Source organism: Streptomyces sp. LMG1-1-1.1 (assembly GCF_040815545.1).
Lineage (GTDB): Bacteria > Actinomycetota > Actinomycetes > Streptomycetales > Streptomycetaceae > Streptomyces.
In genome coordinates this window covers 37,384-59,352 of record NZ_JBFPNH010000043.1, presented here as the reverse complement: position 1 = coordinate 59,352, position 21,969 = coordinate 37,384, and the positions used below count along the sequence as shown (strand labels likewise).

23 protein-coding genes and 1 pseudogene are annotated in these 21,969 nt (G+C 73.0%); 15 read left to right on the top strand and 9 right to left on the bottom strand.

Going from position 1 to position 21,969, the window contains the following annotated elements; genetic code table 11:
* Positions 1-38 precede the first annotated feature (38 nt).
* The 6 genes from MRBLMG1_RS24315 to MRBLMG1_RS24290 all read left to right on the top strand — a co-directional run bounded on the left by MRBLMG1_RS24315 (position 39) and on the right by MRBLMG1_RS24290 (position 7,739).
* Positions 39-1,121, top strand: a complete 1,083-nt coding sequence (locus MRBLMG1_RS24315; RefSeq protein WP_367826219.1) for a GNAT family N-acetyltransferase — start codon at positions 39-41, stop codon at positions 1,119-1,121.
* Entirely contained in the window at positions 1,121-2,749 is a 1,629-nt protein-coding gene (locus MRBLMG1_RS24310) for an ABC transporter substrate-binding protein (RefSeq protein WP_367826218.1), read from the top strand. The genes MRBLMG1_RS24315 and MRBLMG1_RS24310 overlap by 1 nt, the downstream gene beginning before the upstream one ends.
* Before the next feature lie 97 nt (positions 2,750-2,846).
* Positions 2,847-4,499, top strand: coding sequence for an ABC transporter substrate-binding protein (locus MRBLMG1_RS24305; RefSeq protein ID WP_367826217.1), 1,653 nt, complete (start codon positions 2,847-2,849; stop codon positions 4,497-4,499).
* A gap of 221 nt (positions 4,500-4,720) precedes the next feature.
* Complete coding sequence (locus MRBLMG1_RS24300) at positions 4,721-6,817, top strand: SpoIIE family protein phosphatase (RefSeq protein ID WP_367826216.1); 2,097 nt, start codon at positions 4,721-4,723, stop codon at positions 6,815-6,817.
* Between the two features lie 121 nt (positions 6,818-6,938).
* Positions 6,939-7,397, top strand: a complete 459-nt coding sequence (locus MRBLMG1_RS24295; RefSeq protein WP_367826215.1) for a DUF6325 family protein — start codon at positions 6,939-6,941, stop codon at positions 7,395-7,397.
* Between the two features lie 57 nt (positions 7,398-7,454).
* Positions 7,455-7,739 carry an SHOCT domain-containing protein gene (locus tag MRBLMG1_RS24290; RefSeq protein WP_367826214.1) on the top strand — a complete coding sequence of 95 codons (285 nt, stop codon included), beginning with the start codon at positions 7,455-7,457 and terminating at the stop codon, positions 7,737-7,739.
* A 122-nt stretch (positions 7,740-7,861) separates the two neighbouring features.
* Here MRBLMG1_RS24290 and MRBLMG1_RS24285 read toward each other — a convergent pair whose 3' ends face one another.
* Positions 7,862-8,716, bottom strand: coding sequence for a universal stress protein (locus MRBLMG1_RS24285; protein WP_367826213.1), 855 nt, complete (start codon positions 8,714-8,716; stop codon positions 7,862-7,864).
* Complete coding sequence (locus tag MRBLMG1_RS24280) at positions 8,713-9,393, bottom strand: CBS domain-containing protein (protein WP_367826212.1); 681 nt, start codon at positions 9,391-9,393, stop codon at positions 8,713-8,715. The genes MRBLMG1_RS24285 and MRBLMG1_RS24280 overlap by 4 nt, the downstream gene beginning before the upstream one ends.
* Before the next feature lie 282 nt (positions 9,394-9,675).
* On the opposite strand from MRBLMG1_RS24280, the gene MRBLMG1_RS24275 reads away from it, so the two are divergent.
* From MRBLMG1_RS24275 to MRBLMG1_RS24255, 5 genes are all read left to right on the top strand, one after another.
* A complete protein-coding gene (locus tag MRBLMG1_RS24275) occupies positions 9,676-10,581 on the top strand; it encodes a universal stress protein (RefSeq protein ID WP_367826211.1) in 906 nt (301 codons plus the stop codon).
* A complete protein-coding gene (locus MRBLMG1_RS24270; RefSeq protein ID WP_367826210.1) occupies positions 10,578-11,504 on the top strand; it encodes a universal stress protein in 927 nt (308 codons plus the stop codon). The genes MRBLMG1_RS24275 and MRBLMG1_RS24270 overlap by 4 nt, the downstream gene beginning before the upstream one ends.
* A gap of 155 nt (positions 11,505-11,659) precedes the next feature.
* Entirely contained in the window at positions 11,660-12,118 is a 459-nt protein-coding gene (locus MRBLMG1_RS24265; RefSeq protein WP_367826209.1) for an Hsp20/alpha crystallin family protein, read from the top strand.
* A complete protein-coding gene (locus MRBLMG1_RS24260; protein ID WP_367826208.1) occupies positions 12,115-12,618 on the top strand; it encodes a flavodoxin domain-containing protein in 504 nt (167 codons plus the stop codon). Before MRBLMG1_RS24265 ends, MRBLMG1_RS24260 begins: the two co-directional genes overlap by 4 nt.
* A 48-nt stretch (positions 12,619-12,666) precedes the next feature.
* On the top strand, positions 12,667-13,263 hold the full coding sequence (locus MRBLMG1_RS24255) for a hypothetical protein (RefSeq protein ID WP_367826207.1): 597 nt from the start codon (positions 12,667-12,669) through the stop codon (positions 13,261-13,263).
* 96 nt (positions 13,264-13,359) lie between these two features.
* Here MRBLMG1_RS24255 and MRBLMG1_RS24250 read toward each other — a convergent pair whose 3' ends face one another.
* From MRBLMG1_RS24250 to MRBLMG1_RS37390, 5 genes are all read right to left on the bottom strand, one after another.
* The gene (locus tag MRBLMG1_RS24250) at positions 13,360-14,265 is read right to left on the bottom strand and encodes a potassium channel family protein (RefSeq protein ID WP_367826206.1); all 906 of its coding nucleotides are present in this window, start codon (positions 14,263-14,265) and stop codon (positions 13,360-13,362) included.
* A 188-nt stretch (positions 14,266-14,453) separates the two neighbouring features.
* Entirely contained in the window at positions 14,454-14,822 is a 369-nt protein-coding gene (locus MRBLMG1_RS24245; protein ID WP_367826205.1) for a CBS domain-containing protein, read from the bottom strand.
* An 80-nt stretch (positions 14,823-14,902) separates the two neighbouring features.
* Positions 14,903-15,136, bottom strand: coding sequence for an MBL fold metallo-hydrolase RNA specificity domain-containing protein (locus tag MRBLMG1_RS24240; protein WP_367826204.1), 234 nt, complete (start codon positions 15,134-15,136; stop codon positions 14,903-14,905).
* Between the two features lie 451 nt (positions 15,137-15,587).
* Complete coding sequence (locus tag MRBLMG1_RS24235) at positions 15,588-16,574, bottom strand: Acg family FMN-binding oxidoreductase (protein ID WP_367826203.1); 987 nt, start codon at positions 16,572-16,574, stop codon at positions 15,588-15,590.
* A 57-nt stretch (positions 16,575-16,631) separates the two neighbouring features.
* Positions 16,632-16,886 carry a CBS domain-containing protein gene (locus MRBLMG1_RS37390; protein WP_414721639.1) on the bottom strand — a complete coding sequence of 85 codons (255 nt, stop codon included), beginning with the start codon at positions 16,884-16,886 and terminating at the stop codon, positions 16,632-16,634.
* A 368-nt stretch (positions 16,887-17,254) separates the two neighbouring features.
* Here MRBLMG1_RS37390 and MRBLMG1_RS24225 point away from each other — a divergent pair, with 368 nt between their 5' ends.
* Together MRBLMG1_RS24225 and MRBLMG1_RS24220 are read left to right on the top strand one after the other, a co-directional pair.
* On the top strand, positions 17,255-18,157 hold the full coding sequence (locus MRBLMG1_RS24225; RefSeq protein ID WP_367826202.1) for a universal stress protein: 903 nt from the start codon (positions 17,255-17,257) through the stop codon (positions 18,155-18,157).
* Positions 18,154-18,714: pseudogene (locus tag MRBLMG1_RS24220) on the top strand (hypothetical protein); the annotation flags it as partial. The gene MRBLMG1_RS24225 and the pseudogene MRBLMG1_RS24220, both read left to right, overlap by 4 nt.
* On the opposite strand, the gene MRBLMG1_RS24215 reads toward MRBLMG1_RS24220, so the two are convergent.
* Complete coding sequence (locus MRBLMG1_RS24215) at positions 18,652-18,939, bottom strand: hypothetical protein (RefSeq protein ID WP_367826201.1); 288 nt, start codon at positions 18,937-18,939, stop codon at positions 18,652-18,654. The pseudogene MRBLMG1_RS24220 and the gene MRBLMG1_RS24215 sit on opposite strands and share 63 nt — an antisense overlap.
* 37 nt (positions 18,940-18,976) lie before the next feature.
* Here MRBLMG1_RS24215 and MRBLMG1_RS24210 point away from each other — a divergent pair, with 37 nt between their 5' ends.
* Both MRBLMG1_RS24210 and MRBLMG1_RS24205 read left to right on the top strand, forming a co-directional pair.
* Entirely contained in the window at positions 18,977-19,207 is a 231-nt protein-coding gene (locus tag MRBLMG1_RS24210) for a universal stress protein (RefSeq protein ID WP_367826200.1), read from the top strand.
* A gap of 185 nt (positions 19,208-19,392) precedes the next feature.
* Positions 19,393-21,129, top strand: coding sequence for a GAF domain-containing protein (locus MRBLMG1_RS24205; protein ID WP_367826199.1), 1,737 nt, complete (start codon positions 19,393-19,395; stop codon positions 21,127-21,129).
* 153 nt (positions 21,130-21,282) lie between these two features.
* Here the strand turns inward: MRBLMG1_RS24205 and MRBLMG1_RS24200 are convergent, their stop codons facing one another.
* Complete coding sequence (locus tag MRBLMG1_RS24200) at positions 21,283-21,966, bottom strand: response regulator (protein WP_367826198.1); 684 nt, start codon at positions 21,964-21,966, stop codon at positions 21,283-21,285.
* Positions 21,967-21,969 lie beyond the last annotated feature (3 nt).

The window sequence follows — 21,969 nt, the reverse complement described above, 5'->3', positions numbered from 1 at the left end:
AGAGTGGACTGAGACCGTCCCCGCCGAGGATCTGCCGCGTGACCAGTGGAGTTGTGATCAACCAATGGCAGACGCCCGAGGACGCGCGCGATGCCGGCTGGAGCGCGCTGGTCGGCGGTGAGGACTTCTTCCTCACCCCCGACTGGATGCGCGTCCTGCAGGATTCCGCCGGGGCGTGGATGGGCTATCTCACCGCGCGGGCGGACCACCGCGTGCTCGCGGCCCTGCCGATGGTCCGGGCCACGCGCGAGTCCCCGTGGGCCCTGGGCCGTACCGACCTGCTGGTACGGCATTGCGCCGAGGAACACATGGACGGCGCCGCGGAGGTCCTCGCCGGACTCGGCGACCTGGACCGCCTGATGCCGTCGATGATGTGCGGCGGCCGGCACCTGGGCCGCACTCGCCTGATGCTGCACCCCGACGCCGGCGCGGACACGGCGCACCGGATCCTCGAGGAGGCCGAGCGCGTCGCCTCCCGCGACGGATGCCGATCGATCTGCCTCCCGTACGTGGACGCGTCCGACCGCGTCCAGCGCGACGTGCTCCACGACCGCGGCTACATCTCCCACCAGTCCGGACAGTTCGCCTCCCTCACCCTGCCCGGCGAGGGATTCATGGACTACGCCCTGGCACTCCCCGCACGGCGCTCGCGCCGGGTCCGCTCGGAGCGGCGCCACATCGAGGCCTCGGACCTGCGGATCACCCTTGCCCCGCTCGACCCCGCCGACGTCCCGCGGCTCGCCCTCCTGGAGACCGAGCTGTTCGCCAAGTACGGCATGTCGAGCTGGGACCCGAAGCGCTCCGAGGCAGTCCTGACGGCCGCCGCGGAACGGCTCGGCGACCGCGCACTCGTCTCCAGAGCCGTGCTGCACGGAGACGTCGTGGGCTTCGCCCTGGTCCTCTCCCACGGCGACACCTGGTTCGCCCACCGCGCCGGCTTCGACTACGGGGCGGTGGGCAAGCTCCCGCTGTACTACGAGCTGCTGTACTACACGCTCGCCGACCATGCCCCGCGACACGGCGTCAGGACGGTCCACTACGGCATAGGTTCCACGGACGCGAAGGTGTCCCGCGGGTGCTCCCTGTCCGCGCAGTACCTGTACGTGAAGGAGATCGGCTGATGTCCGGCTGGAACGGCGCCGTCAAGAGCGTGGCGAATCCCGGTGGCAGGCCCGGCGGCCGCCTGGCCATGGTGGCCTCGGCCGACGTCGACTCGCTCGATCCGGCCCGCACCTACTACGTGTGGTCGTGGCTGCTCCAGCGGACCATGCACCGCACGCTCATGGCCTTCGGAACCGACCCGGTCACCCCCACGGTGGTACCGGACCTGGCGAGCGGCCCCGGCGAGGTGTCGGACTCCGGCCTGACGTGGACCTACCGGATACGCGACGGCGTCAGGTTCGAGACCGGTGAGGTGATCCGCGCTCGGGACGTCGCCTACGCGGTGGAACGCATCTTCGCGCAGGACGCCCTCCCCGGCGGGCCCACGTACCTCCTCGACCTGCTCGACCACGGCGACTACAAGGGCCCCTACGGCGGCCAGCGCTGCCGGGCCGTCGAGTGCCCGGACGACGAGACCCTCCGCTTCCGCCTCAAGCGGCCGTTCGCGGACTTCGACTTCGTGATGGCGCAACCCAACACGGCACCCGTCCCCGCGCACGGCGACACCCGCGAGGACTACGAGAAGGCGCCGGTGTGCTCCGGGCCGTACCGCATCCGGAGCTACCGCCCCGGACACTCCCTCCACCTCGTCCGCAACCCGATGTGGGACCGCGCCACCGATCCCCTCCGGCCCGCCCTGCCGGACGACATGACCGTCACCTTCGGAGTGGACGTCAACGAGCTGGACAGCCACCTCATCGCCGGCACGTTCCACATCGACGTCGAGGGCCGCGGCATCCAGCACTCCGCACGTGACGTGATCCTCGCGGATCCCGTCCTGCGGGCCCGGGCCGACAACCCGGCCACCGGCTTCCTCCAGTACATCACCGTGCAGACGTGCGTGCCGCCGTTCGACGACGTCCACGCGAGACGCGCCGTGTTCTACGCCGCGAACAAGGCCGCGCTCCTGGAGGCGCGCGGCGGGGACGGAGTGGGCGGGTCGCTCGCCACCAGCCTGATCCCTCCCACACTGCCCTCCCACACCGGTCACGACCGGTACCCCTGCGGCACGGACCTCACCGGCGACCTGAAGGCCGCCCGTGCCGAACTGGAGGCCGCGGGGCTCCCCGACGGCTTCGAGACCAGGATCGCCACCCAGCCGGGCAAGTTCGAACTCGTCGCCCGGACCCTCGCGGACTCCGTCGCCCGGGTGGGCATCCGAGCGCACGTCGAAGTCCTCGACACCGCCTCGTACTACCGCTCCGGCCTGGGCCACCCCGACACCGTGCGCACGCTCGGCCTCGGCCTCGGCGTGACCGACTGGGGAGCCGACTACCCCACCGAGTACGGCTTCCTGGCCCCCCTGATAGACGGACGGCAGATCAAGCACGGCGGAGGCAACTTCAACTTCGCCGAGCTCGACGACCCGCTCGTGCGGCGCCTCGTCGACGAAGCCCAGGCCCTCGCCGACCCCGTCGCCCGGCACCGGCTCTGGCAGCGGGTCGAGGAGACGGTCATGGAACGGGCCGTCATCCTTCCGATCGCCCACGACCGCACGCTGCACTACCGGCACCCCGACGTCACCGATGTGTACGTGCATCCCGCGTTCGGGCTGTACGACGTCCAGGCCATGGGACTGGCGCAGTGAGGCTCCCCCTCACCGCCGACGACCGGGCACCTGAGCCGCGTCGCCGGACGCACGAGCCTTCCCCACCATCCGTACGACGAGAGGCACTGAAGACCCCGTGGCATTGAACGCGCAGGCACGAGCCATCGTGAACCCGTCGGACCACCGGGGCGGGACGCTCAGGTACGTCCGCACCGACGACTTCGACTCGCTCGACCCCGCCGACACGTACTACGCGTACACCTGGAACTTCATCCGGCTCATCGGGCGTCCCCTCGTCGGCTACACGACCGACGAGGCGGGCAGCCCGCAGCTCGTACCGGACCTGGCGGAGGCACTAGGCCAGGCGACCGAGGACTCCCGCACCTGGACCTACCGACTGCGCGAGGGAGTCCGGTTCGAGGACGGCACGCCCGTCACGTCCGAGGACGTGAAATACGCGGTGCTGCGGGCCGCCTACCCCGAAGCGGTCTACGGCACGCCGGTCACGCGCGGGGGACCGGCGTACTTCCGCCAGTACCTCACCGGTCCGGAGGGGATCGAGACCCCGGACGCGCGCACCCTCGTCTTCCGGCTGCGCGAACCCTTCGCGGCCTTCGACTACCTGGCCGCGCTGCCCACCACCATCGCGGTGCCGCGCGAGCACGACACCTTTCCCGAGTACCACCGTCACCCGGTGTCCTCGGGCCCGTACCGCATCGACACGTACACGCCCGGCGCCCAGCTCACCCTCCACCGCAACCCGCACTGGGAGGCCGACACCGATCCCGTACGGACGGCCCTCCCGGACCGGATCACCGTCCGGCTCGGCGTGAGCGGCCCGGAGGTCGACCGCATCCTCCTCGACGGGGAGGCGGACATCGACCTCGCCGGCGTCGGGGTGCAGCCCGAGACCCAGGAGTCGGTGCTGGCCGACCCGGAGCTGCGACAGCGGGTGGACAATCCGCGCACCGGGTTCGTGTGGCTCTACTGCATCAACCAGAACATCGGCCCGCTGACGAGCGTGCACGCTCGGCGCGCCGTGCAGTACGCCACCGACAAGACGGCGATGCTCGCCGCCTACGGGGGCGACGCGGCGGGCGAGATCGCCACCACCCTGCTGCCCGCGTCCGTGGTGGGCCACGACCCCTTCGACCGCTATCCGGTCGGCCCCGAGGGCACGGGGGACCTGGAGGCGGCCCGACGCGAGCTGGCACGCGCCGGCCTCCCGGACGGCTTCACCACCAAGATCGCCGCCCGGGAGGACCGCACCAAGGAGTGGAACGCCGCGCTCGCCCTGTCCCGCGGCCTGGCGCGCGTCGGCATCCGGGCCGAGGTCGTGCCGTTCACCTCAGGTGACTACTTCACCAAGGCGGTCGGCGTCCCCGCGTACGTACGGCGACACGAGATCGGGATCGTGATGTTCGGCTGGGCCGCCGACTTCCCCGACGGCTACGGCTTCCTCCAGCAGATCGCCGACTCGCGGGCGATCAAGGAGACGGGGAACCAGAACCTCGGAGAGCTGGCCTCCCCCCGCATCGACGCGCTCCTCGACACCGGGGCCGCGACGCGCGACGACAAGGAGCGCGCCCGGATCTGGGCCGCCGTGGACCGTGCCGCCATGGACGAGGCCGTCATGTGCCCCTACATGTACGTCAAGTCGGTCGTGTTCAGGGGACCGCGGGCCGCCAACATCACGATGTCCCCGGCCTACGGCATGTACGACTACGCCGTGCTGTCTGTCCTGGACGAGAACGCGCAGCGGGGCGGCGAGGACACCGGCGCCTCGTGAGGCCCCACACGTCCTGCGGACTCCCGTAGCGACGAGGAGGACGAAGCGCCGGGTCGGACGGCCACGGGAGCGGAGGGGGGAAGGCGCGCCCAGCTGGAACCTCGTCCGATGGGGGACGGAGCCCGCGTGTCCGGTCCGCGCGACGAACCGGGGGCGCGCGCCCATACTGGGGAGGACGGCGGCCGTCCAGGGGTGCGTAGGGGACGAGAATCGCGGTGGCGATGGAGCAGGTGCCCTTCGACGAAGTGACCACCAGCGCGGCCCGGGACGCGGGCGGCTGGCTGGGGGCCCTGCCGGTCGCCGTGGTGGCCACCGGCGCGGACGGGGCCATCGTCCGCTGGGACAACGCGGCGGAGGCCCTGCTCGGCTACACCCCCCACGAGGTCCTCGGCCGCCACATCGCCGACCTGCTGCACCCGGGCGCGGACCGCGGTCTCGGCCGGTCGCTGTGGGAGGGCGCCGCCACCGGGCGCGGCGTCATGGGCACGGTGACCGCCTGGCACCGCGAGGGACGCCCGCTGGACCTGGAGATCTGGGCCTGCCCGGTGCCGGCCCGGCACCGCGGCGGGACGACAGTGCTGGTGTTCGCGGCGGAAGCGGAGGCCGCACGCCGCATCCGCGGCTCGTCGGCGGTGTGGGACGGCCTTTTCACCCGCTCCCCGGTCGGCATCGCGGTCCTGGACACCCAGCTGCGCTTCCTCCGCGTCAACCCGGCCCTGGTGGCGATGAACGGCCTTTCGCAGGCCGCCCACATCGGGCGCCGCCTGATCGAGATCCTGCCCGACGTCAACGCCGCGGACATGGAGCGCGCGATGCGCCGGGCCCTGGACGAGGGACGGCCCGTCCTGGACTCCCGCCGTACGGGCCGCACGCCGGCCGACCCCGACCACGACCACGTGTGGTCGGGGTCGTACGTCCGGCTGGAGGACACCGACGGACGTCCGATCGGGATCGCCGCCACCCTGATCGACATCACCGCCAAGGAACAGGCACAGCTCGAAGCCGAGGAGAGCCGGCGCCATCTCGCCCTGGTGAACGAGGCCACGCTGAAGATAGGCACCAGCCTGGACCTGGAACGCACCGCACAGGAACTCGCCGACGTCGCCGTGCCCGACCTCGCGGACGCCGTCACCGTCGACGTCCTGGAGAGCCTGGCCGCCGACGGAGAACCCGGCGCGGGCCTGGTGGGCGGCGCTGTGCTGCGCCGGCTGGCCAAGGCCCCACTGACGGGATCACCCGTCACGGCCGCCCTCGCCCCACTGGGACGCACTCTCGACTTCCCCGTCAACGCGCCGTACACCCGGGCACTCGGCGAGCGCCGCCCCTATGTCGTACCCGAGTTCGACGCCCGGTCCATCGCTCCGGCGGCCGGACACTCCGCCAGGCCCGTGGAGCTGCTCGGGCTGGGCGTGCACTCGTTCATGATGGCCCCGCTGCTCGCCCGCGGCGTGGTGCTGGGCCTGGCCACCTTCTACCGGACCCGCCCCGTCGGCCCCTTCACCCAGGACGAGGTCGACCTCGCCGGCGAACTGGCCGCCCGCGCCGCCGTCTGCGTGGACAACGCGCGCCTCTACCGCCGTGAACACGACACGGCCGCCGTGCTGCAGCGCAGCATGCTGCCCCAGCACATCTCCCCTCCGCCGGGGATCGAAGTGGCCCACCGCTACCTGCCCGCCAGCGACGTCAACGAGGTCGGCGGCGACTGGTACGACGTCATCGCGCTGGAGGACGGCCGGGCCGTGCTCGTCATCGGGGACGTGATGGGGCACGGCACCGCGGCCGCCGCCGTGATGGGACGCCTCTCCGCCAGCGTCAGGGCCCTCGCGCGCCTCGACCTCGCCCCCGAGGACATGCTCCACCAGCTGGAGGCCGCCCTGCGCGATCTCGCCGAGCCGATGATCGCGACCTTCCTGTCCGTGATGGTCGACCCGGCCACCGGCCACTGCCGCATCACTCGCGCGGGTCACCCGCCCCCCGTGGCCGTGCTCCCCGACGGCGCCGTGCGCCTGCTCGACGTGCCGCCCGGGCTGCCGCTGGGCGTCGGCGGCGAGGCCTTCACGACCACCGACGTGACCCTGCCCCCCGGGAGCCTGCTCGTCCTGTACACCGACGGCCTGGTCGAGTCCCGGAACAGCGACATCGACGCCCGCCTCACCGAACTGACCGATCTGCTCGCCGAACCCGTCCCGTCGCTGCCCGCCCTCTGCGACCGCCTGCTCACCCACCTCGTGCCGGCGTCCGCGGACGACGACATCGCCCTCCTCGTCGCCCGCCTCGCCCCCGCGTCCCGGCCGGGACCGGGCGGCCGGCGGCCGTGAATATGCGGAGGGCTCCGACGAATGCTGCAATGGAACCAGGACTGGCCCCGGACACGCCCGCCGACATGCGGCGGCCACGGGGTCGGGCTCCGTCATGTCCTCCCAACGGTGTGGAGCGGTGATGAGCGACGAATTCCAGGACATGGGGCCGGTCGACTATCTGGTCATCGAGTTCCCGGGCAACCGCATGACAGGCAAGGGAATGTCCCTCCTCCTCGACCTGGTCGACCGGGGGATCGTCCGCATTCTCGACTTCACGTTCGTCCGGAAGGACACGGACGGCAGCGTCATCGCGGTCGAACTGCGTGATCTCGACGACGACGGTGAGCTGGACCTGTCCGTGTTCGAGGGTTCCTCGTCCGGACTCCTCGGCCAGGACGACCTCGACGAGGCGGGCATGGCCCTCGAACCGGGCAATTCGGCCGGTGTCCTGATCTACGAGAACCTCTGGGCCGCCCCCCTCGCCCGCGAACTGCGGCGCGGCGGTGCGCAGCTCGTGGCCGGCGGGCGCATTCCGGTGCAGGCGCTCCTGGCCTCGCTGGAGGCCGTGGAGACGGACGGCGGCAGCGCCGCGGCCTGACGTCCGAGGACGACCCCGGAAACCGATCCACTCGAACAACGGCCAAGGAGGAACGACATGCCAGGACTTCTTCGCGGTGTGGCGCGCACGGCGGTAGTGGCCGGGACGGCGACCGCCGTCTCCAACAGGGTCTCGCGACGTCAGGCGGGCCGCTGGGCCCAGCAGGAACCGGCCCCGGCACAGTACGCCCCGCCCCCCGCCCAGGCGCCGGCGCCCGCCGCACCGGCCCCCGACATGAGCAGCAAGATCGAGCAGCTCAAGGAACTCGGACAGCTGAAGGACCAAGGCGTGCTGACCGAAGAGGAGTTCGCGGCGCAGAAGGCCAAGATCCTCGGCTCCTGAACTGTCCCCGGTGGCGTCACGCGCGAGGTCGCTCGTGGCGTCACCTGCGAGGTTGCTCGTGGCGTCACTTGCGCGGGTGCTCGCGGGGTCACTCCCGGCGTCGCGCGCGCGTCCCTCGTACGTCACTCGTGGGGTACGAGGGCGACCGGCGCGCGGCTGTGGTGCAGCACCGCGTGGGCCACGCTGCCGATGTGCGCACCGGCGGCCGCCGGCCGAGTGTGCCGGCCGACCACCACGAGGGAGGCGTCACCCGAGGCCTCCAAGAGCGCCTGTCCGGCCGAGCCGATCACGACGCGGTGGACGGCCGTCACCTCGGGGTACTTCGCCCGCCAGGGCGCCACGAACTCGCCGAGCGAACGCTCGATCTCGGGTACGACGGCGAGCCGGATGTCGGGCACCATCGCGGGACCCAGGCCCGCGAAGGCGCCGAGCTGCACGGCGAACAGGACGTGTACCCGCGCGTCCCGCCGAGCGGCCTCCTCGAAGGCGAATCCCAGGAGCGTGTCGGCGGACCGCCGCACGTCGACACCCACCGTCACCGGTCCTCCCGGCGCGGTCGAGCCGTGTGCCCGTACGAGGACGACGGGCCGGTCGACCGCGCCGGCGACCGTCAGACCGGTCGACCCGACCAGATAGCCGGCCACGCTGCCGAGCGCGCGCGAGCCGAGCACCAGCAGGTCGCCCTCCTCGCCCGCGGCGATGAGGGCAGCAACGGGCCCGTACGGCGACAGCCGGGTGGTGACCAGGATGCCGGGGTGCCGTGCGCGCAGCTCCGCCGCCGTACGGAAGAGCAGGTCCTCGGCCCAGGACTCGTCGGGCTTCCGGGAGACGAGCGGCAGTAGCAGCTCGGGCGAGGGCTCCTTCACGTGCACCAGGCGCACGCCGGTGTCGCGCAGCACGGCCTCGTCCGCCGCCCACTCGGCGGCGGCGCGCGCCTGCTCCGTACCGTCCACGCCGACCACGATTCCCTGCGTCATGATCGTCCACCTCCCGGTGAGTCGTCGTCCTCGTCGTACGTGAGCCGGGTGCGGGAGACCGAGACGACCCCGTCGACGGTCACGCACATGCGCTCGATCGCCGGGATCACGGCCTTGTCGGGCACGCTCCCGCCGAGCTCCACCCGGCCGTCCCGCACCTCGACCACCAGGCCGGCGGGATCGAGGCCGAGGGTGCCGGCGAGCACGTCCTCGGTGATCTCCCGACGGATGTCGGCGTCCGCACGGAGGAAGACGCCCAGCAGATCCCGGCGACTGACGATGCCGACCAGCCGGTCCTCGTCGTCGACGACGACGAGGCGCTTCACGCCCTGCACCTCCATCAGACGCGCCGCCTCCACCGCGGTCCACTCGGAACGCGCGCACAACGGCGGCGCCGACATCAGCTCCTCGGCGCGCGTGCCCTCGGCCTTCTCCCGCTCCCACGCCCCGAGCCCCGGCACGGCCGGCACCTCTCCCGGGTCCGCGGCACGGTCCGCGGACTTCCGCAGCAGATCACCCTCCGACACGACCCCGATCACCCGGTTCGCGCCGTCCACCACCGGCACCGCGGTGACCCGGTGCCGCGAGAGACTCCGCACGATCTCCTTGAAGGGCGCGTCGCCGCGGACACTCACCACCTCACGGGTCATCAGCTCGCCGATCCTGCGATGACGCATCACCCGCTCCTTCCGTGCGCGGTCGCCGTCGACCAAGGCCGGTCTCCGTCTCCGTCCCTCCCACCGTGACCCGCGGACCTTCCCGACAGGAGTGCCGAACGGTCCCCTTCCGGGACCGGTGGCCCCACCCTGCGGGCGGGCCTGCAAGTCCGCAGGGTGCCGGGCGGGTCGCGATCGGGGCCGAACGGCCCCTCCCCATCGGGACCCTCCTGGTGCCAGCGTGGGAAGGGGCGCTCCCGTGGCGTTGCTCCCGGCGCCCGGGCGCAGTCCGGAGGAGGAAGCATGGACAGCGAGATTCCCGTCCGGCCGGAGCTCGGCGACGTCGTCGTGGGAGTCGACGGGTCCCCTTCCGCGCGCACGGCCGCGCTCTGGGCAGCCGCCGAGGCGGACCGCAGGGGCCGCACCCTGCGCCTCGTGCACGCCGCCGACACCGACCGGCGCGCCTATTGGACCGATGCCGAGACGATGCAGGCGGTACGCGAGGCGGGCCGCGACCTGCTGACCGGGACGGCCGGAGCGGTTCACGAGCGGTGTCCCGACCTTCCCGTCACGAAGGAACTCAGCCGTCGCGAGGCCGTGTCGGGTCTCCGGGAGGCCGCCGGCGACCGGGGGACGATCGTCGTGGGCAGCCGGGGGCTCGGCGGCTTCTCCGCCCTCATGCTCGGCTCGGTGGGCCTCGGCGTCGCGGCCCGGGCCGAGGTGCCCGTGATCGTCGTACGCGGGGGAGACGAGCGGCCCGAGACGGGCTCGGTGACCGCGGCCGTGCACGACACCACGGACCTCGACTGGCTCCCCCTGGCCGCTGCCGAAGCCGATGCCCGCAAGGCGGCCCTGCGCATCGTGAGCGTGTGGAACGTGTTCACGCACGTCGGCAGCGTCGCCACCATGCTCGACGACCTCGACGGGATCGCCCGTCAGCGCGTCCGCGAGGTGAAGACGCTCGCCGACCGGGTGCGCGCGCTCTACCCCCAGTTGATCGTCGGGCAGCACGTGGAGACCGGCACGAGCACGCCGGGCATCCTGATCGAGGCGAGCGGTCGCACCGACCTGCTGGTCATGGGCCGGAGCCGCCGACGGCGAGGGCCGGTGCCCTCCCTGGGCCGCGTCGCGCACGCCCTGATCCATCACGCCCACTGCCCGGTGGAGATCGTCCCCTCGGACTTCGTGACGCGGGACGAGGAGCCATGAGCGACATCCTGGTCGGCATCGACCCCCGCGAACTCTCCGTCCCCGCTCTCGTCTGGGCCGCCGACGAAGCCGTACGCAGAGGTGCCAGGCTGCGCCTGGTCGTCGCCGTGCCGCCGGTCCACGACCGGCTCCCGTACGGCGCGGTCGCCCACCAGAACTCCTTGCGCATCCGAGCGGAGTCGGCACTCGTCAACGCCGAGGACCTCGTACGGGAGCTGTACGACGGGCTGTGGACCGCGACGGAACTCGTCGACGGGACCCCCGCCACCGTGCTGCGCGACAGGACACAGGGAGTCGCACTCGCCGTGGTCGGCTCACGACACCTCGGCAGGGCCGCCGAAATCCTCGGCGAGGGCTCGGTCATCGTCCCGCTGACGGCACGCGCCGACTGCCCGGTCGCAGTGATCCGACAGCCGGAGCACACCGCCGTCCACCCGCCCGTGATCGTCGTCGGTGTGGACGGCAGCAGGGACTGCCGGGCCGCCGTGGCCTTCGCCGCGGCGGAGGCGAGTCTGCGGGAGGCGCGGCTCACCGCGGTCTGGGCGTGGCCCCGCCCCCTCTTCCCCCACGGCGGTGAGACCGAAGACCCGGCCGACCACGAGCGACTGCTCGCCGAGTCGGTCGCCGGTTGCGCCGAGCGCCAACCGGACGTCGACGTGGCGGCGGTGGTCATGCGAGGGCACCCCGTCGAGGAACTCACCCGGGCCTCCCGCGAGGCCCTCGCGGTCGTCGTCGGACGCAGGGGCCGAGGCGGCTACTCCGGCATGCGGCTCGGTTCCACGGTGCACGGACTGCTGCACCACGCCGCCTGCCCCGTGATCACCGTTCCCCTGCCCGAGAAGGGAGAGACGGACACGACCCCTTCCGGGGCCGAACGGTCCCGGTCCCGGTCCCGCAAGGACCCACCGGCCCGGACGGGCTGACCCCCTGGGCACTGGAACGCCGAGGCACCCGGCGGCACGCTGGAAGTAGGAGAACCACCCCGGACCGCCGTCCGGCCCCCCGGAAAGGTGAGCACGACGGAGCGGATCCGTCAGCCACCACCACGGCCCGGGAAGCGCACACGAGGAGCAGAACGATGACCGGAGACAAGGCGGAACGGAGTCGGAGGCACAGCCTCCTCCCCGACTTCAACGACTGGTTCAACCGCGAGTTCCCGGGGCTGCCCGGCTGGCGTCCCGGCAACGCCGCGCACTCCATCCCGGTGGAGGTGTCCAGAGGCGGCGGCACCTACGTCCTGCGGGCAGAACTGCCCGGCGTCGACCCCGACGACGTCGCCGTCACCATCGACGACGACCTCGTCACGGTGAGCGCCGAGCACAGCGAGAGCGAGGAGGACAAGGACCACTCCGAGTTCCGCTACGGCTCCTTCCGGCGGACCGTACGGCTCCCGATGGCCGTCCCCGCCGAAGACGTCGACGCGTCCTACGAGGACGGCATCCTCACCGTCCGCGTCCCGATGCCCGAGGAGAGGACCGGGATCCGGCGGAGCATCCCCGTGCGGCGAGCCGGCGGCAAGGACGGGGCGCGGCCGTGAACCCGAAGCGTGTCCTGGTCGCCCACGGCGGCAAGCACGGCGCGACCGCCGGCATCGCCGACGAGATCGGCAGGACGCTCCGCGACGACGGCTTCGACGCCGTCGTCGCGCCCGCCGACACCGTCACGGACGTCGGCGACTACGACGGAGTCGTCCTCGGCGGCGCCCTCTACGCCGGGCGCTGGGACGGCAAGGCCCGCCGATGCGCCCGCCGCAACGCCGACCAGCTCAGCAGGCGACCGGTCTGGCTCTTCAGCAGCGGGCCCGTCGACAGCTCCGCGGAGCAGCACGACATCCCGCCCGTGCCCGGAGTCGCCCGCCGGATGACGTCACTCGGCGCACGCGAGCACATCACCTTCGGCGGCGCCGTGACCGCCGAGACACCCGGGCGCATCGCCCGGTCCACGGTCCGCCACGGCAAGGGCGGAGACTTCCGCGACCCCGCGCGCATCCGGGCGTGGGCGCACCACATCGGAAGCGAACTCGGCGCCGCGCGCTGACCGGCGTCGCTCCGACCACCGGCCGACGTCTCACCCGGGAGGTGCGGCATGAGCCACCAGGAGCAGTCGGACCCGGGCCCCACCGCGTCCGGAAGCGGGCGGACCGGGGGGCGCGCCGCCCTCACCCTCGTCCTCGCCATCGCCCTCATCTGCGGGGCCGTCGTCGCCGGGATGCTGTGGAACACCGGAAACAGGGTCGAGCGCTCTCTCGCCGCCCACCGGCACCACGTGCAGGCGACCACGACCGGACGAGCCGGGGAACCGAGTGCCGCCGCCCGGCAGGGCGTCGCAACGAGCGCCGTCGCACCCGCGGTCTGGGAGTACCCCGACCACATCCGAAGGTCGGGAAGCGTCCCCGTGCCACCCCGGACACCGCAGGGCCGCACCGTCTCCATCTGGGTGGACGACCAGGGCGCACCCACCCGCCCGCCGGGCGGCACCGCGAACCTCGCGCTGACGGCACTCACGGGCGGCACGGCCACCGCGGCCGCGGTCGGGGCGGCGGGCGCGGGCGTGCTCACCCTCGTACGACGACGCACCGAGGGCCGCCGGCTGGCGTCCTGGGAACGGGAATGGGAACAGGTGGAGCCCATCTGGTCCGGACGGCTCCGGAGGGGCAGCGGCCCCGGGTCCGGCGAGGAATGACCGCACCGACGGCGACGCCGGCGGACGCCGTCCGGTGCCTCTCGCCGCCTTTGTCGGCCAGGCCCCGTGCGTTCGTCGACGCGGCTTCTCTCAGGATCACCCGCTTCCGTGGGCCGGGGGAGGGCCGTCGGGCCCCCGGGAGCGCCCGTGGTCGGCGGCGTAGGCCGCGAAGACGCGATCGGGCGGTCCTTCGGTGCGCAGGAAGCGCTCGTCGAGCACCGTGGCGAGGTCGTCGAGGGCGGTGCGCAGCACCGCCCCGGACAGCCGGACGTCCGGGTGGCGCGCCGAAGCGGCCCGGTTCGCCAGGTCGGCGGCGTAACCGAGTTGGCCGGGCAGGGACGTGTTCTCGTCCCCGTCGTCGAAGTAGTAGGACTCGGCGTACTGAAGGAAGTCGACCGTGATCGTCGACAGGGCCGAAGCGAGCCCGTCCAGGAGCGCGGCACCGCCGTCCGAGTCGATCGCCCGCGCGGTGGCCGGGCTCCGCCGCACGTGCGAGACCCTCAGGGCGAGGGCCCGGCGGCGGGCCAGCGCCGGATAGACGCCGAGGATCCAGGCGACGGTGGCCGAGAGCAGCACGAAGCCCACCAGGGCCTCCAGCGGGGCGAGGGCACGCAGCCAGCCCGCGGTCGGCGCGATGTCGCCCAGGCCGAGGGTGGCGAGTGTGACCAGCGACAGGTAGAGGGCGTCGACGGGGCCCGCGTGCTCGGCGGGGTCGAGCCCCGGGGCGTACGAGAAGCCTTCCGGCATCCGGGGCCAGTAGACGAGGCCCCAGCCGACGGCCACGGTGAGCGCCCACACGGCGACGACCGTCACCATGCCCAGGGGACCGGCGAGCCCCGCCGACCGCCACCGCGTGCCGCCCAGCGCCGACAGCCGCCACACCGCCCTCATCACCCGCCGGCTCAACCCGCCGTGACGTGTGGGATGCCAGAGCGTGTGGAAGACGTCCCGGAGGACGAACAGGACCAGCACGGCGCCCGCGAAGGTGCCAAGCCACGCCATTCCGGCTCCCTTCCGCACAGGGCACGGGCCTTCCGCCGCCACCGCCCGGGGGCGGCCGGTCCGTCGCCCGCCGTCGGGCCCCCACGAGGGCGCCCTCGTGACTCCCACTGCTCGGTGCTCGTCACGTCGGACGTGCTTCGAGCATGCGCGCCCGAGCGGACCTCCGCACGGGGGGCGGCGCGCCACGACTACCCGGCGGCGCCGGTGAGCCGGCACCGTACGTCCACCACGCCTTCGACGGCCTGCGCCAGGCGCGCCGCGAGCGGGATCAGCGAGCTGTCGCCGACCCCGCCGGTCAGGGTCACGACACCGGCCTCGACCTGGACGTCGACCCGGTGGTGGGAGAGCGGGAACAGATGCTCCACGACATTGCCGCGGAGGAGCAGGTCGGCCTCGGAGACCACGCCGACGACCCGGCCTTCGCCCTCCAGGACCGGGACGGCGGTCACCTTCCACCGCTCCAAGGCGGCGACGATCTCCTTGAACTCCGCGCCGCGCCGCACGGCGACGACCTTCGGGGTCATCACGTCGGCGACGGTGAACCGCTGCACGGTCATGACGCGTTCCTCCTCCCGTGAGTGCGGTGCCGGTCCCTCCGAGGCCGCGCCGGGCGCGGCCGTGGACCGCGGGCGCCGCGTCAGCGGACCAGGACGGCCACACCCGAGCGGGGCACCACGGCCGTCCAGCCCAGCTCGTGGTCGACGCGGTCGCGCAGCGCCTCGGACGCGGCCGGTTCGCCGTGGACGAGGTAGGTGGTGTGCGGGGGCGGTGCGCCGCGCAGCCAGTCGATGATCTGCCCGGCATCCGCGTGGGCCGAGAAGTGGGGCACGTCGGCGACCTCGGCCCGTACGGTCACGTACTCGCCGAACATTCAGGGCGCACGCGCCGTCCAGTCAGTTCGTGGAGCATGGCCTCGGTCCGGTCGATGGCGAAGGCGGGGATGACGACGGTCCCGCTCCGGGCGAGGACCCGCGCGACCACGGCCGCGAACTCCGACCGCCCGGTCTCCTGGTCGTGGCGCCGATCTCCGTACGTCGACTCCACCAGCAAGCACGTCCGCACCGGAGAACGGCTCCGGAGGCAGCAGCAGGGGATGCCCGGCCCGCCCGAGGTCCCCGGACACGGCCAGCGAGTGCCCGTCCTCCCACGTGAGACGGGCCCGCGCCGAACCGAGGATGTGCCCACCGTGACGAAGCGTGAGCCGCGTCCCGGCCACGATCTCCACAGAGCCGGCCGCGGAGCGGCGGGGCCGGGTTCGGGGCTTTCGGACATGGCCTGCCCTCCTTCGGAATGCGGTACGTACTCCACCGTCGCACGGGGGCTCAGACGAAGGTGAGCACCTCGGACACGGGCCGCCGGGGGGTGGCCGTGCCGTGGGGCCCGTATCCCAGGCGGAGCACCATGTGGACATAGCCGGTCGGGGAGGCCGGATCGCGTGCGTCGGAGCGGAGTTCGGGCCATTCGAGGGGTTGGGACATGAGGGACGTGGACAGACCGTCGAGCGTGGCGCGGAGCAGCACGCGCTGGAGGGCTTGGCCGGCCTTCAGCCAGTCCCTCGGGGTGTCCTCGGTCGTGCCGAGGAGGACGATCCTGGGGCGCTTCTCGAAGCTGGCGGAGGAGCGACCGGTCACACGGCGGGGCGCGTCGAAGTCCCGTACCGGAGACGTCACGTCGTACTGGCGCGGACCGAGGGCGTACGGGGGGATGCCCTCGGTCGCGGAGCCGTCACCGGTCGCGCCCGCGCGGATCCAGGTGGCGACCTCCGCACGGACCGAGTCGTCCGCGGCCTCGAACAGCTCGGAGGTGTGCACGAGGCCCATGACGGTGTCGGAGTGCCAGTCTCCCGGCACTTCCAGCCGGCAGCCCTCCAGGAGGGCGGCGGCCTGGAGACCCTCCAGGACCTCCGAGGGGACGGGCTCCTCGGTGAAGGGGAATCGGCTCGTGTGCCGCTTCCGCAGAGCCGGACGGAGTACGGCCAGGCCTTCGTCACCGGCGGAATCCCGGACGCGGACGTCCGCGACGTGCCAGGGGTCCCCACCGGTGGGCAGCAGCGAAGGCACGGCCTCCAGACCACGGTGGGCGGCGGCGACGCGCAGGCTGAACAGAGCGGCGCCGCAGCCCAGATGCAGGGCGCGGTGGTCGGGGTCCTCACGCGGCATCTCGCGCGCAGGGTCCCCGTACAGCTCGATGACGTCGGTGCCCGTCCGGTGGAGGAACCTCCACGGCTGTGCGTTGTGCATCGACGGCGCGGTGACCGCGTCCTCGACCAGCGAGGTGACGAGCGGCCGGGGCAGATCGGTGGTGGACACGGTTCGTCCCGTCTGTGTGCGCGGATTGGACACGGTTCGTCCCGCCTGTGTGCGCGGTCATGCGAAGACGCCGCGGGCGGTACGCGCCGCGGGCGAGAGCCGGATGTCGTCCCCCTGTGCCGAGAGCCGGTCCACAACGGCGAGGAGATCGCGGCGGGTCACCCTCCCCACCAGCCGTTCCTCCTCGTCGAGGACCGGAAGGCGCTCCATCCCGCGACGCACCATCAGCCGGGACGTGTCCGCCACCGACTGCTCGGCGTGCACCGTGATCGCCGGGACGGTCATCAGGCCGCCGACCTTCGAGTGCTTCATCGCCGCTCCTCCTGTTCGAGGCTGCCGCCGCGCCGCCCCTCGTCACCACCGTCGTCGGTCCGCGAGCGGCCCGCGAGGGCCGAACGGTCCACCGCCGGGCCCGACCGGCCTCGGAACGGACCCTCCGTGCTGCCGCGGTCCGACGGGCCTCCGGAGCAGACATCTCCGGGCTGCCGCGGTCCGACGGGCCTCCGGAGCAGACATCTCCGTGCTGCCGCGATGCGACCGGCCTCGGAGCGGCACGCACCGGAGCCCGTGTGCTCCTGGTGGGACCTTCGGCCCCATGCCTTGGACCCGGTGGCCCTCCTGCCCGCCGGGCCCGGATGCCACGGTGAGACCAGTCCTCTCGGAACGGACGAGGAGGGATTATGGAAGCGTCCTCAGGCCGCCCGGGCCCGGGCCCCGGCAGGGTCGTCGTCGGTGTGGACGGATCGCCGTCCGCGCGCTCGGCGGTCCTGTGGGCGGCCCGGGAGGCCGCGCTGCGAGGCAGCGGCCTGGTCCTCGTGCACGCGACGGACACCGACGCGGCGACCCCGTTCCTCCGCGGGACGGAGAGCGACCGGAAGCAACGGGCCGGTCGCGAGCTGCTCGACGAGACCGTGGCGGCCGTCGCGGCACGCCGTCCCGAGCTGGCGCTCCGCACCGAACTCGGCCATGGCCCGCCGTCCGACGCACTGCGGCGGGCCGCCGGCCACGGCGGAACGATCGTCGTCGGTCACCGTGGGCTCGGCGGGTTCCCCTCCCTCCTCCTGGGCTCGGTCGGTCTCGACGTCGCGTCGACGGCCACCACACCGGTGGTCGTGGTGCGCGGTGCGGCCGAGCCCGCCGTCTCCGGCTTCGTGCTCGCGGCGGTCCGGGACGCCGCCGACCTCGGCTGCGCCACGGCGGCAGCACGCGAGGCCATGCTGCGCAAGGCTCAGCTGCGACTCCTGCACATCTGGAGGGAGCCCCCGGGGGCCCGCCTGATGTCGCGGCGCGGCGCGGAGCACGACGCCCGGGACCACGTGCTGCCGTTGTCCCAGGTCGCCGACCACGTGCGGGAGGAGTTCCCGGAACTGACGGTGCACGCCGACGGCGAGAAGAGCCACAGCGTGGCCGGGGCCTTCGTCGACGCGTCACACCACGCCGACCTCCTCGTCGCCGGCGGCCGACGGTCCCCGGGACGTCTCGGGCCCACCCTCGGGTGGACCACTCTGAGCCTGCTGCAATACGCCCACTGCCCCGTGGAGCTCATCCCTCGGCACGATCCCGGACACGGGAGCCCCTCATGACCGGAACCAACCGGCGCAGCGATGTCGTCGTCGGCGTCGACCCCGTCAGGAACTGGCACCTCGCCCTCGCCTGGGCAGCCGACGAGGCGCACCGGCGAGGCGTGGGACTCCGCCTCGTGGTCGCCGTACCGCCGCCGGACGGCCGCAATCACGACGGTCAGCACGGCGGAAATCACGTCGGTCAGCACACCGGTCAGCACGGCGGAAATCACGTCGGTCAGCACACCGGTCAGCACGGCGGAAATCACGTCGGTCAGCACACCGGACAGCACGGCGGACATCACGACGGTCAGCACACCGGACAGCACGTCGGAACTCACGACGGAAATCACGACGGACAGAGTCTCGGTGACACCTCCCGGCAAGCGGCACGGGCAGCGGCGGGCCGGGACGCCCTGCACGCCGCACTCGACTGGGCGCGGGCCCGTCAGCCCGGTGTCCCGGCCGCCTCGGCCCTCGTCGACGGCTTCCCAGCGGGAGTACTGACCGGCCAGTCACGGGACGCGTCCATGGTCGTACTCGGCTCCAGGCACCTGAGCCGTACCGAGGAGTTCCTGAGCTCCGGCTCCCTCGTGGTACCCGTCACGGCCCGGGCGCAGTGCCCCGTCGTCGTCGTGGGGGACGCGGAACACGTCACCCAGCAGCCGGCCCACATCGTGGCCGGCGTCGACGGCAGCGACGCCTCCATGGCCGCGCTCGCCCTGGCCTTCGAGGAGGCGGACCTCCGACGCAGCCGGCTGCGCGCCGTCGCCGCGTGGCAGCCGCCCGTCTTCAGCCTGCACACGGGGGGGCACCCTGTTCCACGCCGAGCGGCGCCTGATGTCGGAGAGCACCGCCGGCTGGGCACAGAAGTACCCCGACGTCCGGGTCACCCACGAGGTGCTGATCGGCTCACCCGTGGAGACGCTGGCGCACGCCGCCGAACACGCCCTCGCCGTGGTCGTCGGCCGGCGGGGCCACGGCGGGTACACCGGGATGCGCGTCGGCTCCGTCGTCCACGGGCTGCTGCACCGAGCGCACTGTCCGGTGATCACCGTTCCCGGCGGGTGAGCCCGCGGTGACGACGTCGGCGGCGGCCCGGGACGCCATCGTCGGCAGGCGGCCCACCTCGTCCTCAAGGCCGGGAACCGTGTTCCGTCGGACGAGTCCGGCAGGAACGGAACGGACATCCGGACTACCGTGAAGGAGGGCGCGACGGGTGCCGTTCGCGCCTCTGACGCGACCGGAGGTGTCCGATGGGCCCGGAGGACGCCGAGTCCGCGGACACGCGGCTGCCACGGCTGAGACTGGACGAACTCCTCGACGAGCTGCAGGCGCGCATCGACGACGTGCGGGGCACCAGGGACCGGCTCAACGGGCTGCTGGAAGCCGTGATGTCGGTCGGGCGGGAGCTCGACCTGTCGCAGGTGCTGCGCGGCATCGTGGAGGCCGCGGTGACCCTCGTGGACGCCGAGTACGGGGCGCTGGGCGTGATCGGTGACGACCGCAGGCTCTCCGAGTTCGTGCCCGTCGGCATCGACGACGGTCTGCGCGGACGGATCGGCGCGCTGCCGTCCGGGCACGGGATCCTGGGCGAGCTGATCCGCAACCCGAAGCCGCTGCGCCTGTCCGAGCTGTCCGAGCACCCCGCCTCGTACGGCTTCCCGCCCCACCACCCACCGATGCGCACTTTCCTCGGTGTCCCGATCCGCGTGCGCGACGAGGTGTTCGGCAATCTCTACCTCACCGAGAAGCGGGGCGGAGCCGACTTCGACTCGGAGGACGAGGCGGTGGTGACGACCCTGGCCGTCGCGGCCGGCATCGCCATCGAGAACGCCCGGCTCTACGAGGAGGGACGACTGCGCCAGCGGTGGCTGGCCGCGAGTTCCGGCATCACCAGCGCCCTCCTGTCCGGAGCGGAGGAGACGGAGGTCCTCAGCGGGATGCTGGAGGCCGCCGTGGACATCGCAGCCGCAGACATCGGGGTCTTCTACCTGGTCGGACCGGGCGGCGAACTCCGCGGATCGCTGGCCGGCGGTGAGGGAGCCGAGGCCCACCGAGGGGTCGTCCTGCCGAGCAGCGAGGGAACGCTCGCCGCCGCGGCACTGACGCGCGAAGGCCTGATCACCGTGGCGGACGTCGAGAACGACCCCCGCATCACGGTGCAGCCCGAACGCTGGAAGGGTTTCGGACCGGCGGTGGCCGTCACGGTCGGCACGAAGGAACGGCTGAGCGGTGTGCTGATCCTCGCCCGACGCCACGGGCGGACGCCCTTCGAGGGCACCGAGATCGTCGCCCTGCCCGGATTCGCCGGACAGGCGGCACTCGCCCTCGAACTGGCCGAGCGGCGCCGCGACGCCGAGCAGGTGAGCCTCCTGGAGGACCGCGACCGCATCGCCCGCGACCTGCACGACCTGGCCATCCAACGCCTCTTCGCCACCGGCATGACCCTGCAGAGCGCCCGCCGGTTCGTCGAGCACCCGGAGGCGGCGGACCGGCTGACCCGCGCGATCGACGACCTGGACGCCACCATCAAGATCATCAGATCGACCATCTTCGCCCTGCGGGAGCACGACACCCCCGGGACCGCCCCGAGGCTGAGGAGCCGCATCGTCAAAGCGGTCGACCAGGCCGCCGCGGCGCTCGGCTTCGCCCCCGCCCTGCGCATGGAGGGCCTCCTCGACACCGACGTGCCGACCGAGGCGGCCGTGGAAGTCGTCGCGGTCATCGGCGAGGCGCTCACCAACGTGGCCCGCCACGCGCGGGCCCGCCACGCCGAGGTGGCCGTCGCCGTCGAGGACGGCATCCTCGCGGTGACGGTGAGCGACGACGGCATCGGTGTCCCGCCGGGTGGCTCCCGCAGCGGACTCCGCAACCTCACCGAACGGGCCGAGCGACTGGGCGGCGACCTGTCGGTCGGACACCGACCGGACGCGGCGGGCGGCGGCACCGTACTCGAATGGCGTGTCCCGCTCCCGACTGGCCGGGAGTGAGGGAGCGGGCAGCCTCGCCGGCATCGTCGGCAGCCTCCTCGCCGTCCCCTCGGCGGCCATCATCGCCGTCTCTGGAACTACCTCCGCGAGCAACTCAGCGACGACACCCCGGACCCGGACCCCCACGAGGCCCCCGGCCTGCCGGCCGGGCAGCTACCCCGTTTCGGACTCGTGCCCGTGGACCTGCGCCGCGATCACGGCCGCCTGGACACGGCGCTCCACACCCAGCTTGGCGAGCAGCCGCGAGATGTGGTTCTTGACGGTTTTCTCCGACAGGAACAGCCGTTCGGCGATCTGCCGGTTGGTGAGCCCCTCGCCGATCAGCTCCAGCACGGAACGCTCACGCTCGGACAGTGCCGCCAGGCGCTCGTCCTCCGGTGGCTCGGCGGCCTCAGGGTCGCGCAGCGCATGCATGAGCCGGGCGGTCGTGGCCGGGTCGAGCATCGACTGCCCGGTGGCCACGGTCCGTACGGCCGACACCAGATCGGCACCCTTGATCTGCTTGAGCACGTACCCCGCGGCCCCCGCCATGATCGCGTCCAGGAGCGCGTCCTCGTCGTCGAACGACGTCAGCATCAAGCAGGCGAGCCCCGGCATCCGGGACCGCAGCTCCCGGCACACGGCGATCCCGTCGCCGTCGGGCAGCCGCACGTCCAGAACCGCCACGTCGGGGCGCAACGCGGGCCCCCTGGCCAGTGCCTGGTCCGCCGTGGACGCCTCCCCGACCACCTCCATGTCGGGCTCGTCGTCGATCAGGTCGCGCAGACCCCGCCGTACGACCTCATGGTCGTCCACGAGGAAGACCCTCGTCGTACCGCCGGCCGGCAGATCGGTCATGGC

What these genes read in the sequence shown, in the direction of transcription:
- MRBLMG1_RS24310 (WP_367826218.1), top strand. Translation starts at nt 1,121, where the DNA reads ATGTCCGGCTGGAACGGCGCCGTCAAGAGCGTGGCGAATCCCGGTGGC.
- MRBLMG1_RS24300 (WP_367826216.1), top strand. Translation starts at nt 4,721, where the DNA reads ATGGAGCAGGTGCCCTTCGACGAAGTGACCACCAGCGCGGCCCGGGAC.
- MRBLMG1_RS24295 (WP_367826215.1), top strand. Translation starts at nt 6,939, where the DNA reads ATGAGCGACGAATTCCAGGACATGGGGCCGGTCGACTATCTGGTCATC.
- MRBLMG1_RS24290 (WP_367826214.1), top strand. Translation starts at nt 7,455, where the DNA reads ATGCCAGGACTTCTTCGCGGTGTGGCGCGCACGGCGGTAGTGGCCGGG.
- MRBLMG1_RS24285 (WP_367826213.1), bottom strand. Translation starts at nt 8,716, where the DNA reads ATGACGCAGGGAATCGTGGTCGGCGTGGACGGTACGGAGCAGGCGCGC.
- MRBLMG1_RS24280 (WP_367826212.1), bottom strand. Translation starts at nt 9,393, where the DNA reads ATGCGTCATCGCAGGATCGGCGAGCTGATGACCCGTGAGGTGGTGAGT.
- MRBLMG1_RS24275 (WP_367826211.1), top strand. Translation starts at nt 9,676, where the DNA reads ATGGACAGCGAGATTCCCGTCCGGCCGGAGCTCGGCGACGTCGTCGTG.
- MRBLMG1_RS24270 (WP_367826210.1), top strand. Translation starts at nt 10,578, where the DNA reads ATGAGCGACATCCTGGTCGGCATCGACCCCCGCGAACTCTCCGTCCCC.
- MRBLMG1_RS24265 (WP_367826209.1), top strand. Translation starts at nt 11,660, where the DNA reads ATGACCGGAGACAAGGCGGAACGGAGTCGGAGGCACAGCCTCCTCCCC.
- MRBLMG1_RS24255 (WP_367826207.1), top strand. Translation starts at nt 12,667, where the DNA reads ATGAGCCACCAGGAGCAGTCGGACCCGGGCCCCACCGCGTCCGGAAGC.
- MRBLMG1_RS24250 (WP_367826206.1), bottom strand. Translation starts at nt 14,265, where the DNA reads ATGGCGTGGCTTGGCACCTTCGCGGGCGCCGTGCTGGTCCTGTTCGTC.
- MRBLMG1_RS24245 (WP_367826205.1), bottom strand. Translation starts at nt 14,822, where the DNA reads ATGACCGTGCAGCGGTTCACCGTCGCCGACGTGATGACCCCGAAGGTC.
- MRBLMG1_RS24240 (WP_367826204.1), bottom strand. Translation starts at nt 15,136, where the DNA reads ATGTTCGGCGAGTACGTGACCGTACGGGCCGAGGTCGCCGACGTGCCC.
- MRBLMG1_RS37390 (WP_414721639.1), bottom strand. Translation starts at nt 16,886, where the DNA reads ATGAAGCACTCGAAGGTCGGCGGCCTGATGACCGTCCCGGCGATCACG.
- MRBLMG1_RS24225 (WP_367826202.1), top strand. Translation starts at nt 17,255, where the DNA reads ATGGAAGCGTCCTCAGGCCGCCCGGGCCCGGGCCCCGGCAGGGTCGTC.
- MRBLMG1_RS24210 (WP_367826200.1), top strand. Translation starts at nt 18,977, where the DNA reads ATGTCGGAGAGCACCGCCGGCTGGGCACAGAAGTACCCCGACGTCCGG.
- MRBLMG1_RS24205 (WP_367826199.1), top strand. Translation starts at nt 19,393, where the DNA reads ATGGGCCCGGAGGACGCCGAGTCCGCGGACACGCGGCTGCCACGGCTG.
- MRBLMG1_RS24200 (WP_367826198.1), bottom strand. Translation starts at nt 21,966, where the DNA reads ATGACCGATCTGCCGGCCGGCGGTACGACGAGGGTCTTCCTCGTGGAC.